Consider the following 11,128-nt stretch of genomic DNA (forward strand, 5'->3'; position numbering starts at 1 on the left):
AATAGTTCCAGGCCCGTTGACTGTTCAGCGGGCCTTTTTCTTTTGTTGTCTCTCTTTGCGTCCGACCATGAGTTCCACCGTACACACCTCCGCCCTGACCTCCTTGCCGTTGCTTGCCCGTGGCAAGGTGCGCGACAACTACGCCGTGGGCGACGACCGCATCCTCATGGTGGCCAGCGACCGCCTCAGTGCCTTTGATGTGATCATGGGCGAGCCCATTCCGGGCAAGGGCAAGCTGCTCACCCAGATGGCCCTTTTCTGGTTCGACAAGCTCGGCCCCAAGGGCCTGAACCTGTGCCCCATCCACCTGACCGGCGACGCGCCCGAGAGCGTGGTGACACCGGCCGAGGTGCCCCAGGTCGAAGGCCGCTCCATGCTGGTCAAGCGCCTCAAACCCATTCCCGTGGAAGCCGTGGTGCGCGGCTACCTGGCCGGTAGCGGCTGGAAGGAATACCAGGAGAACAGCGCGGTCTGCGGCGTCAAGCTGCCCGCCGGCCTGAAGAACGCCAGCAAACTGCCTGCGCCCATCTACACCCCGGCTGCCAAGGCCGCCGTGGGCGACCACGACGAGAACATCACCTTCGAAAAAACCGTGGAGATGATCGGCCTGGACCTGGCCACCCGCATCCGCGACATCTCTATCGCTATCTACCAGGCCGCGGCTGAATTTGCGCTGACCAAGGGCATCATCATTGCCGACACCAAGTTCGAATTCGGTCTGGACAAGGACGGCACCCTGACGCTGATGGACGAAGTGCTCACCCCCGACTCCTCCCGTTACTGGCCGGTGGAAAGCTACGTGGAGGGCAGCAACCCGCCCAGCTACGACAAGCAGTTCGTGCGCGACTGGCTGGAGCAGGCCCAGGTGGACGGCAAGCCCTGGAGCAAGACGCCCCCGGCGCCGCGCGTGCCCGACGCGGTGATTGCCAAGACCGCCGCCAAATACCAGGAAGCGCTGGAACGGCTCACGGGCTGAACCCCGGGGCGGGCCCCATGTAACAGCCCAGTACCACCACAAGCGCCGCCTTGCGCTCAAGAATGGCTCTCCGTACAACAACCAGGAGACCAGCATGGCGGCGAAAAAGATTCTGATGATCTGTGGCGACTACTGTGAAGACTACGAAACCATGGTGCCCTTCCAGACCCTGCTGGCCGTCGGCCACACGGTGCACGCGGTCTGCCCGGACAAGAAGAGCGGCGACCAGATCAAGACGGCCATCCACGACTTCGAGGGCGCGCAGACCTACAGCGAAAAGCCCGGGCACAACTTTGCGCTCAACGCCACGTTTGCCGACATCCAGGTCGCCAGCTACGACGCGCTGGTGCTGCCTGGCGGGCGCGGCCCCGAATACCTGCGCACCTACCCGGCCGTGGTGGCCATGGTCGAGCATTTCTTCACCGCCAACAAGCCGGTTGCGGCCATCTGCCACGCTGCCCAGCTGCTCGCCGGGGCCAACGTGCTCAAGGGCCGCAGCTGCTCGGCCTACCCGGCCTGCCGGGTGGAGGTGGAGCGTGCCGGGGGTACCTATGCCGACATCGCCATCGACGGCGCCCACACCGACGGCAACCTGGTGAGTGCCCCGGCCTGGCCGGCACATCCGGCCTGGATGGCCCAGTTCCTGGCAGTTCTGGGAACCCGCATCACGCATTGACGCGCACCGGCGGGCGCTGCATCATCGCGCCCAGTACCAACCGGATGGAGACGCACCATGTGCCAGGTATTCATCAACGCCGATCCGCACCAGTACGAATGCCGTGTCCGCTCCGTGCGCCTGCACGGGGTGGCCACCAGCATCCGGCTGGAGAACCTGTTCTGGAATGTGCTGGGCGACATTGCCGCGCGTGACGGCATGTCGGTTCCGCAACTGTGCACCAAGCTCTACGACGAGCTGGTGCAGGCGCGCGGGGCGGTGGACAACTTCGCGTCGTTCTTGCGCGTGAGCTGTGGGCGCTACCTGGCGCTGCAACTCTCAGGGGGCATTCCGCAGGATGCCAGCATCCCCATCAGCAGCCTCAACGCCCAGCGCGTGCTGGCTACCGAGCGCCTCCCGGTGCGCACCGCGGGCCTGCACGCCCGCGCCGCCTGAGCGGCGTCAGTTCAGCGCCATGCTGAGCTTGCGCCGGTAGGCGGACACCAGCTGGGCTTGCGGGTCTTCCACGGCCACAGCCTTGCCGGCCAGTTCGATGCCGCCGGCAGTCTTGCCCGCTGCCTGCGGGTCGGCCTTGGGTTTGGGCGGCGTGAGCAGCTCCAGAATGGCCACGTAGGTCTTGCGCGGCACTGCGTCGCCCCAGGCCTTGTCGCGCATGATGATTTCCAGCAGCTCGTCCATGGCGGCAGTCCAGTTGCCGCCCACCATCAGCACCCGGGCCTTGGCCAGGCGGGTGTCGAAGTCGCGCTTGTTGGTGGCGATCAGGGCGTCGAACTGCTCGGGCGTCCAGGCGCCGCGGTCGTCGTGCACCACGAACTGGATGGCATCCAGGAACTGGCCCAGGGCCTCAAAGCGCAGCTGGCGGGGAATCTCGGTGAGCTTGGGCGCCAGTGCCGCCGCGGCGTCGTCCAGCAGGTCGCTCTCGATGAGCAGCTTCACGTAGTCGTAGCGCGCGTCGTCGTTGCCGGGGTTGATGGACAGCGCCTCGTGCAGCTTGTGCAGCGCGGCCTGCGGGTCGCCGGCGGCAATCAGGGCTTGGGCGTCCTCGGCGTCCGATTGCGCCTCCAGCGCCTCGGGCGAGGGCAGGTGCTTGTCCAGGAAGGCCTTGATTTCGCTTTCGGGCTTGGCACCCATGAAGCCGTCCACCGGTTTGCCGCCCACCATCAGCACGCAGGTGGGGATGCTGCGGATGCCGAACGCCTGGGCCAACTCCTGCTGTTCGTCGGAGTCGATCTTGACCAGCTTGAAACGGCCTTCATATTCGGTTTCCACCTTTTCCAGCAGGGGTCCGATGACCTTGCAGGGGCCGCACCATGGGGCCCAGAAGTCCACCAGAACAGGGACGGAAGCGGAGGCGGCAACGACCTCGGCGTCGAAGTTTTCAATGGTGACGTTGATCATTTTGGGTAGCTCTAGGCGAAAAAGTAAAATTCAAGGATGACAAACATCCAAATCGGCGTCGTCATGGGCTCCAGCTCCGACTGGGACACCATGCAACATGCAGTCCAGATTCTCCAACAGTTTGGCATCAGTCACGAGGCCAAGGTGGTTTCCGCCCACCGCATGCCCGACGACATGTTCGCGTATGCCGAGGCCGCCGTCGGGCGGGGCCTGCGCGCCATCATTGCCGGAGCGGGGGGCGCCGCCCACCTGCCGGGCATGCTGGCGGCCAAGACCACGGTGCCGGTGCTGGGTGTGCCGGTGGCCAGCAAGCACCTGTCGGGCGTCGATTCGCTGCACAGCATCGTGCAGATGCCCAAGGGCGTTCCGGTGGCCACCTTTGCCATTGGCGCCGCCGGCGCCGCCAATGCGGCCCTGTTCGCCGTGGCCATGCTGGCCGCCGACCATCCCGCCTTGCGCGCCAAGCTGGACGAATTCCGCGCCCACCAGACCGAAGTGGCCCGCGGCATGACGGTGCCGCCGGCGCTATGAGCCAATCGGTCCTGCTTCCCGGCGCCGGTGGCGCCCACAGCGAGCTCACCCTGGGCGTCATGGGCGGGGGCCAGCTCGGGCGCATGTTCGTACACGCCGCCCAGCGCATGGGCTACTTCACCGCCGTGCTCGACCCGGACCCGCTGAGCCCGGCCGGGCGCGTGAGCCACCACCATATCCAGACCGCGTATACCGACCCTGCCGGCCTGCAGGCGCTGGCCGAGCGCTGCGTGGCCATCACCACCGAATTCGAGAACGTGCCCGCGCCTGCCCTGGCGCAACTGGCCCAGACCGTGCGGGTCGCCCCGGGCGCTGATGCCGTGGCCATCGCGCAGGACCGCGCCGAGGAAAAAGCCCACTTTGCCGGCTGCGGCGTGCCCGTGGCGCCCTATGCCGTGATCGAGACGGCTGCGCAGCTGGCGGCGGTTGCCGACGATCTGCTGCCCGGCATTCTGAAAACCGCCCGCATGGGCTACGACGGCAAGGGCCAGGTCCGCGTGACCGACCGCGCCGGACTGGCCGCCGCCTGGGCCGACCTCAAGGGCGTGCCCTGCGTGCTGGAAAAGCTGCTGCCCCTGCAACTGGAGTGCTCGGTCATCGTGGCGCGCGGCGCGGACGGCAGCTGTGTGAACCTGCCCGTGCAGCGCAACCTGCACCGCGCCGGCATTCTGGCGGTGACCGAGGTTTACGAAGGCAATCTGCCGCCAGCCTTGGTGGAACGTGCGGTGTCTGCTGCCAAATCCATAGCAACCGACCTGCGCTATGTGGGCGTGCTGTGCGTGGAGTTCTTTGTGCTGGACCCCGCCAGCCCCGCCGCCCAGGCCCTGGGTGGCCTGGTTGTCAACGAAATGGCGCCGCGCCCGCACAACAGCGGCCACTACAGCCTGGACGCCTGCGACGTCTCGCAGTTCGAGCTGCAGGTGCGCACCCTGGCCGGCCTGCCGCTGACGCAGCCGCGCCAGCACAGCCCGGCCATCATGCTCAACCTGCTGGGCGACCTGTGGCCCGGCGTGCGCCAGGGGGGCACTGCCACCGGCGTGCCGCCGTGGGACCAGGTGCTGGCCCTGCCCGGAACCTTCCTGCACCTGTATGGCAAGGCCCAGGCCAGCAAGGGCCGCAAGATGGGCCACCTGACCATCACCGGCGCCAGCGTGGCGCAGGTGCGCGCCACGGCGCTGCAAGCCGCGGCCCTGCTGGGCATCGAGGCGTTCTGAGCATGATCCTGCCAGGCTCTGCTCCTGAATCCATAGCTGTCTGCGCAGACACCATAAGGGCTGGCGGCCTGATTGGCATGCCAACCGAGACCGTCTACGGCCTGGGGGCCGATGCCGACAACGCCACCGCCGTGGCGCAGATCTATGCCGCCAAGGGCCGCCCGGCCGACCACCCGCTGATCGTGCACGTGTCGGCCCACGACGGCGGCATGGCCGGCGTGGCGCATTTTGCCGCCCAGGTGCCGGCGTTTGCCCGGCAACTCATGTCGGCGTTCTGGCCCGGCCCGCTCACCCTGATCCTGCCGCGGCGCGACGGCGTGGGCACGGCGGCTGCGGGCGGACAGGCGTCCATCGGCCTGCGCTGCCCGGCACACCCGGCGGCGCAGGCCGTGCTGCGCGCCCTGCGCGATGCCCCGGCCGGCCAGGAGCCGGTGTGGGGTGTGGCCGCACCCAGCGCCAACCGCTTTGGCCGCGTCAGCCCCACCACCGCCGCCCACGTACAAAGCGAGCTGGGGCCGGACCTCTTGATTCTGGACGGCGGCCCCTGCGACCTGGGCATCGAGTCCACCATCATCGACTGCACCCGCGGTGCGCCGGTGCTGCTGCGCCCCGGCTCCATCAGCCGGGCGCAGGTGGAGGAGGCTTGCGGTCGCAAGCTGCTATCGAAAGAAGAGCAGGTTGCGCAGGAAGAACAAGGGCTTTCAGCCCCAAAGGCATCGGGAACGCTGGAGTCGCACTACGCGCCCAACGCCACGGTGCGCCTGATGGACGCCAAGGCCCTGCAGACCGCGCTCGACCTGCTGCAGGGCACCCTGGACGGCGCCACGGAAACGTCGATTGCCGTGTACGCCCGCACGCCCCTGAAGAACGTGCCACGTCCGATTCTGCTGCGCCCCATGCCCAGCGCCGCGGCGGTGGCGGCGCACGAGCTGTTCTCGGTGCTGCGCGAGTTCGACGCCAAGGGCGTCAAGCTGATCTGGGTGGAAACCCCGCCCGACACCCTGGAGTGGGAAGGCGTGCGCGACCGGTTGCAGCGGGCCAGTGCGTAATTTGGGTAGCCCCAAAAGATAGCAAGAATGAAGCGTGGGGCTTGGATGTGTCCACGCTTGGGCTGATTGTCGTCAAGGCAGCGATAGCGGTCCTACAGGTAGCTCCCAGTGTGTCGCCTGATACATTCAGGATTCTTGAAAAATAGCGTTTAAAACTCCCATACGTTGGAGATCGCCTCATGATCCTCGTCGGCCAATATGACAGCCCCGTCACCCGCCGCGTCGCAATCGCGCTGCATCACTACGGCATACCCTTTACCCGTGACACCCGCTCGATCTTTGGCGATGCGGCGGCGGTCGGGAAGATCAGCCCCCTGACCCGCATCCCAGCCCTCGTCCTCGACGAGGGCGAAGTGTTGATCGACAGCGCCGCTATCCTTGATTATCTCGACGAACAGGCGGACGACGCGGCGCTGATCCCCGCCTCCGGCCCCGCACGTCGGCGTGTTCTCCAGATGACGGCACTAGCTCAAGGCACTCTCGAAAAGGTCGCGGCTGTGGTCTACGAGAGGCACTTTCATTCCTCCGAGCATCGAAGTACCGACTGGCTTGATCGCTGCCTTGGCCAGGCCCGCGCTGGTCTCGACGAACTGTCCCGCCGCGTTGCCACACCCTATGCCTGCGGGGCAGCACTCACCCATGCCGATGTCATGATCACCACGCTGATCTGGTACATGCAGGACCGGATGGATGAAGTGCTGTCACCCACCGCCCACGCCACTCTGATCACCTTGGCCCAACACTGTGAAACCCTGCCCGCATTCCGCGCTGCCGCCCTGAGCGATTTCGAGAAGATGCCGCGAAGCGCTGATGATTCCAAACGTTAAAGACTGCTTTGGAATGTGATGTAAGTCAACTAGCAGCCCTTTCCTGCTATCCCTAGGAGCGACCGCTTTAGATCGCAGGGAATGTCACTAAACAGTCTTTTGCGGTCGCACCGCCGCCACCCTCACGCGCCCTATTCCCCGCTTTCAGAAATCCCGCCCAAATTGGCAGGCTTATCCCGCCGCGCTAATCCCTAGTCCTCGTGGTAGCGTAGCTTCATGACCAGAATGGTCGCCGCCAGTGACAGGGTCACCGCGTTGGCAATCACGATGGGCCAGGCGCCCAGCAGCAGGCCATACACCAGCCACAGCGCCACGCCCAGCGTGAAGGCGCTGTACATGCCCAGCGAGATGCCGCGCACGTCCTTGGTCTGGAAGGTGTGCAGGGCCTGCGGCACAAAGGCGGCGGTGGTCAGGAAGGCGGCGGCATAGCCTACCCAGTCGGAAATGTGCATGGCGGACTTTCTGCGGTTTCAGCGCGGGCTGGCGGCCCATTCCACCAGGGCCTCGAGGGCGGGGCGGGCGGCCTTGGCGTTGGGGTGGTTGATGAGGGCGACCAGCACCTGGCGCTTGCCGCCAGCGCCGTGCACATAGCCCGCCACCGCGACCACGTCGCTGAGCGAGCCGGTCTTCAGGTGGGCACTGCCGGTGGCGCGCGACTTGACGCGGCGCAGCGTGCCGTCGACGCCGGTAATGGGCAGCGAGGCCATCAGCTCGGGCATCAGCGGTGAGGCGTAGGCAGACTGCAGCAGGCGGGCCAGGCCCTGGGCGCTGATGCGCTCGCTGCGCGAGAGGCCCGAGCCGTTGTCCAGCACCGGCGCGTCCTGCGGGCCCATGCGCTCCTGCCACCAGCCCAGCACCACGTTGCGGGCGGTGTCAAAGCGGCCGGAGCCCAAGGTGAGGTAGACCTGCTGGGCCATCACGTTGTTGCTGTACTTGTTGATGTCGCGGATCACTTCGGCCAGTGGCGCCGAGCCCACGGTGAAGGCCGGCTTGCCGACGGCCACGGCGGGTGGGACCACGCCCATGCGCACGCTGCCCTGCAGCTTGCCCCCCAGTTCCTGCCACAGGCCCTGCACCGCGCGCACGGCGTAGCTGCCCGGGTCAGCGTAGGCCACCGGCCACACCTTCTCGCCACAGCTGGCGGGATAGGCCCCGGTGAAGCGGATGCGGTTGGGGTCGCTGAAATCGGCCTTCAGGGCGCCGCGGTAGTCGCCGCAGTCGCCCGCCACCAGGGGCACGCTGGGCTGCAGCTGCACGCCGGCCAGCGGCGGGTCGTACTGGATGCGCGCCGTGCTGCCGCCCGGCTCAGGCGCCAGCGTCATGACCACCGACTTGAAGTTGATCAGCAGCGCGTCCGGCGCGGCGTTGTAGGGGCGCAGGGGTTCGCCGTCGAAACTGGCCGGGTCGACCGCGGCCACCTCAAAGGCGCTGCGGTCCAGCACCACGTCGCCGGCGATGCTGCGGATGCCCAGGCCCTGCACCCGGCGCAGCAGCAGCCACAGGCGCTCGAGCACCAGCTTGGGGTCGCCCTGGCCCTGGATGTAGAGGTTGCCATACAGCGTGCCGTCGCGCACCGCGCCCTCCACGAACACGGGGGTGTTCCAGGTGTAGGCGGGCCCCAGCAGGTCCAGCGCTGCATAGGTGGTGACCAGCTTCATGACCGAGGCCGGGTTCATGGGCACGCTGGCGCGGTAGCTCAGGCGCGGCGCGCCCTGGCCCTGGGCGTCCACCAGCAGCACGGACACGGCTTCGCGCGGGACCTTGGCGCGGGCCAGGGCTGCCTCCATTTCGGGGGGCAGTTTTTGTGCCGGGGCCGTGGCGGCCAGGGCGCAGAGCAGGGCGCCGAGCGCGGCCCCCAGAACGGTCCGCCGGGCGGCCAGTGAGAAAACACGAAAAGGCATGGGTGGATTATCCCGCCGGCGGGCGCCGGATGGATGCCTTCCCCGATAATCCCCGGATGCCCGCCGCCTCCCGCAACCCCCTTGCCGCCCTGTCGCCCCGCACCGTGGGGCTGGTGGCGGCTGTGGTCACGGTGCTGATCTGGACGGCCTTCATCGTCATCGCCCGCGCCTCGGCCGACCCGGCGCGCGGCGGCGTGCTCAACCCGTTTGACATCGTGTACGCCCGCATCTTGGGCGCCAGCCTGGTCCTGCTGCCCTGGGGCTGGTGGCTGGTGCGGCGCGACCGGCGCACCCAACCGTGGGCCGGTTCGCTCTTCGGCCTGTCACCCCTGCCCCTGCGCCAGACGCTGCTGGTGGGCGTGTTTGGTGGCCTGCTGTACGCCATGCTGGCCTACAGCGGCTTCGTCTTCGCTCCAGCGGCCCATGCCTCGGTGCTCATGCCCGGCAGCCTGCCGCTGTGGACGGCGCTGCTGGCGGTGGTGATTTTGGGTGACCGCATCACGCCGACCCGCGCGCTGGGGCTGGCCCTGATCGTGGGCGGCGACCTGCTGGTGGGCGGCACCAGCCTGCTGCACGCGCTGGACGGCAGCGGCATCTGGCGGGGCGACGTGCTGTTCATCCTCGCCTCCGTGGTGTGGTCCACCTACAGCGTGCTGGTGCGCCGCTTCGCACTGGACGCGGTGCGCGCCACCATTGCCATTACTGCGCTGGCCTTTGTGGTCTATGTGCCGGTGTACACCCTCCTGTTGCTGCTGCACTGGGTGCCCGGCCAGGCGCTGGAGGCGCCCTGGCGCGACGTGGCGTTCCAGATGCTGTTCCAGGGCGTGGGCTCGGTGGCCATTTCGGGCATCACCTTCACCAAGATGATCCAGCACTTTGGGCCGGTGCGCTCCACCATGATCACGGCGCTGGTGCCGGGGCTGTCGGCTGTCTCGGCGGCGATCTTCCTGGGCGAGCCGCTGGTGTGGAACCTGCTCGCCGGCCTGGCGTTGGTAACGGCCGGCATCGTGTTCGGCGTGCGCAAGGGGGCGGCTGTTGCTATCAAACCCATAGCTGTCGACGCAGTGAATACAAGGGCTTGAAGCCTGTTTGATGCTCAATTTATGAACCTTCTGGCTTTTGATACCGGTACCGACGTCATGTCCATCGCCGCGGCGCGTACGCTGGACGGCCACGTGCAGCAGTGGCAGCACACCGGCGCCGGCGGCGCGCAGGCGTCCAGCGCCCTGATTCCTGCCGTGCTGGATCTGCTGCAGCAGGCGGGTCTGCGCCTGGACGCGCTGGACGCCATCTGTTTTGGCAGCGGGCCGGGCTCGTTCACCGGCTTGCGCACCGCCTGCTCGGTGGCCCAGGGGCTGGCCTTCGGTGCCGGGGTGCCGGTGCTGCCGGTGGACTCGCTGCTGGCCGTGGCCGAAGACGCACGCCACACCGGCTGGGCCGATCAGGCGCAGGTGCGGGTCACGGCCCTGCTGGACGCCCGCATGGACGAGTTGTACGCCGCCACCTACGCCTATGCGGCCGGGCAGTGGACCGAGGTGCAGGGCAGCTGCCTGGTGCGCCCGGAAGCAGTTGCCGCGCACCTGCAGGCGCTGCGGCAGACCGCTGCGCTGCCGGCGGGCGCGTCCGCACCATGGGCCGTGGCCGGCAATGTGTTTGCCGAGTACGGCGCCCGTCTGGGCCTGGCCGAGGCGGGCTTTGCGGCAACCTCTTGTCTCCAGGCCCTGCCCACGGCCGCGGCGATGCTGCGCCTGGCGCCCCAGCTGCTGGCCGCCGGCCACGCGGTACCGGCGGAGCAGGCCCTGCCCCGCTATATCCGCGACAAGGTCGCCAAGACCACGCTGGAGCGCGCCGCCGAAAAAGCCGCCAGCCTGGCCGCCACCGGAAACTGAAACCATGCGCGAACCGGGTGCCGCCATCGAAGTGCAGTTCGAGCCCATGCTGGAGCACCGGCTGGACGCCGTGCTGCAGGTGGAGCAGCGCGCCTATGCCCACCCCTGGAACCACACCAATTTTGTGGATGCCCTGCAGTCGGGCTACCAGGCCCAGATGCTGGTGGCCGGGGACATCGTGCTGGGCTACTTCGTCGCCATGCAGGGCGTGGATGAAGTGCACCTGCTCAACATCACCGTGGCACCCGAGTACCAGGGCCAGGGCTGGGCCCGCGTGATGCTCGACGCCCTGACGTTGTGGGCACGTGGCCAGGGCGCCCAGTCGCTGTGGCTGGAGGTGCGCGTGGGCAACCTGCGCGCCATGCACGTGTACGAGAGCCACGGTTACCGGCGCGTCGGGCTGCGCAAGCAGTACTACCCGGCGGGCCATGGCCAGCGCGAAGACGCGGTGGTCATGGGCCTGCACCTGTAGGCCCGACAATACGCCATGGACCTTGAACTGGACGACCGCCAACGCGCCATGCTGCAGGAGATGGGCGTGCGCGTCTGGCTGCCCGCCGAGGCCGTGGCCGGCGTAGCCCTGCCCGTGCCGCCAACGCCCGTTGCGCCCGCTGCATCCACCCCGCGCCCGGCGGTCGCACCGCCCGAGCCGCCCTCCGTTCCGGCC

At 67.9% G+C, this 11,128-nt stretch carries 13 protein-coding genes and 1 pseudogene; 11 read left to right on the forward strand and 3 right to left on the reverse strand.

Features of this window, described 5'->3' with window-relative positions; all coding sequences use genetic code 11:
* The first annotated feature begins 67 nt into the window (after positions 1-67).
* The 3 genes from AC1Q5W_RS12185 to AC1Q5W_RS12195 all read left to right on the forward strand — a co-directional run bounded on the left by AC1Q5W_RS12185 (position 68) and on the right by AC1Q5W_RS12195 (position 2,087).
* Positions 68-976 carry a phosphoribosylaminoimidazolesuccinocarboxamide synthase gene (locus AC1Q5W_RS12185; RefSeq protein WP_492644373.1) on the forward strand — a complete coding sequence of 303 codons (909 nt, stop codon included), beginning with the start codon at positions 68-70 and terminating at the stop codon, positions 974-976.
* 94 nt (positions 977-1,070) lie between these two features.
* Entirely contained in the window at positions 1,071-1,652 is a 582-nt protein-coding gene (locus AC1Q5W_RS12190) for a DJ-1/PfpI family protein (protein ID WP_492644372.1), read from the forward strand.
* Between the two features lie 57 nt (positions 1,653-1,709).
* The gene (locus AC1Q5W_RS12195) at positions 1,710-2,087 is read left to right on the forward strand and encodes a ribbon-helix-helix domain-containing protein (RefSeq protein WP_492644371.1); all 378 of its coding nucleotides are present in this window, start codon (positions 1,710-1,712) and stop codon (positions 2,085-2,087) included.
* Positions 2,088-2,093: 6 nt separating this feature from the next.
* Here AC1Q5W_RS12195 and trxA read toward each other — a convergent pair whose 3' ends face one another.
* Positions 2,094-3,050, reverse strand: a complete 957-nt coding sequence (trxA, locus tag AC1Q5W_RS12200; RefSeq protein ID WP_492644370.1) for a thioredoxin — start codon at positions 3,048-3,050, stop codon at positions 2,094-2,096.
* 36 nt (positions 3,051-3,086) lie between these two features.
* On the opposite strand from trxA, the gene purE reads away from it, so the two are divergent.
* The 4 genes from purE (at position 3,087) to AC1Q5W_RS12220 (ending at position 6,671) form a co-directional block, all read left to right on the forward strand.
* Positions 3,087-3,581, forward strand: coding sequence for a 5-(carboxyamino)imidazole ribonucleotide mutase (gene purE, locus AC1Q5W_RS12205; protein ID WP_492644369.1), 495 nt, complete (start codon positions 3,087-3,089; stop codon positions 3,579-3,581).
* Positions 3,578-4,795 carry a 5-(carboxyamino)imidazole ribonucleotide synthase gene (locus tag AC1Q5W_RS12210; RefSeq protein ID WP_492644368.1) on the forward strand — a complete coding sequence of 406 codons (1,218 nt, stop codon included), beginning with the start codon at positions 3,578-3,580 and terminating at the stop codon, positions 4,793-4,795. The genes purE and AC1Q5W_RS12210 overlap by 4 nt, the downstream gene beginning before the upstream one ends.
* 2 nt (positions 4,796-4,797) lie before the next feature.
* Positions 4,798-5,844 (forward strand): L-threonylcarbamoyladenylate synthase, encoded by a 1,047-nt coding sequence (locus AC1Q5W_RS12215; protein ID WP_492644367.1) that lies wholly within the window; start codon positions 4,798-4,800, stop codon positions 5,842-5,844.
* A 179-nt stretch (positions 5,845-6,023) separates the two neighbouring features.
* Entirely contained in the window at positions 6,024-6,671 is a 648-nt protein-coding gene (locus tag AC1Q5W_RS12220; protein WP_492644366.1) for a glutathione S-transferase family protein, read from the forward strand.
* A 191-nt stretch (positions 6,672-6,862) separates the two neighbouring features.
* Here the strand turns inward: AC1Q5W_RS12220 and AC1Q5W_RS12225 are convergent, their stop codons facing one another.
* Complete coding sequence (locus AC1Q5W_RS12225) at positions 6,863-7,123, reverse strand: SemiSWEET transporter (RefSeq protein ID WP_492644365.1); 261 nt, start codon at positions 7,121-7,123, stop codon at positions 6,863-6,865.
* Between the two features lie 18 nt (positions 7,124-7,141).
* Positions 7,142-8,572 (reverse strand): D-alanyl-D-alanine carboxypeptidase/D-alanyl-D-alanine endopeptidase, encoded by a 1,431-nt coding sequence (dacB, locus tag AC1Q5W_RS12230; RefSeq protein WP_492644364.1) that lies wholly within the window; start codon positions 8,570-8,572, stop codon positions 7,142-7,144.
* Positions 8,573-8,628: 56 nt separating this feature from the next.
* Here dacB and AC1Q5W_RS12235 point away from each other — a divergent pair, with 56 nt between their 5' ends.
* The 4 genes and pseudogenes from AC1Q5W_RS12235 to AC1Q5W_RS12250 all read left to right on the forward strand — a co-directional run.
* Positions 8,629-9,654 (forward strand): DMT family transporter, encoded by a 1,026-nt coding sequence (locus tag AC1Q5W_RS12235; RefSeq protein WP_492644363.1) that lies wholly within the window; start codon positions 8,629-8,631, stop codon positions 9,652-9,654.
* A 21-nt stretch (positions 9,655-9,675) separates the two neighbouring features.
* A complete protein-coding gene (gene tsaB / locus AC1Q5W_RS12240) occupies positions 9,676-10,461 on the forward strand; it encodes a tRNA (adenosine(37)-N6)-threonylcarbamoyltransferase complex dimerization subunit type 1 TsaB (protein WP_492644362.1) in 786 nt (261 codons plus the stop codon).
* Positions 10,462-10,465: 4 nt separating this feature from the next.
* On the forward strand, positions 10,466-10,933 hold the full coding sequence (gene rimI / locus AC1Q5W_RS12245) for a ribosomal protein S18-alanine N-acetyltransferase (protein WP_492644361.1): 468 nt from the start codon (positions 10,466-10,468) through the stop codon (positions 10,931-10,933).
* 15 nt (positions 10,934-10,948) lie between these two features.
* Positions 10,949-11,128 (forward strand): annotated as a pseudogene (locus AC1Q5W_RS12250) (uracil-DNA glycosylase family protein); the annotation flags it as partial.

This window comes from Rhodoferax sp. MLSD5-FHT05B10 (genome assembly GCF_058793415.1).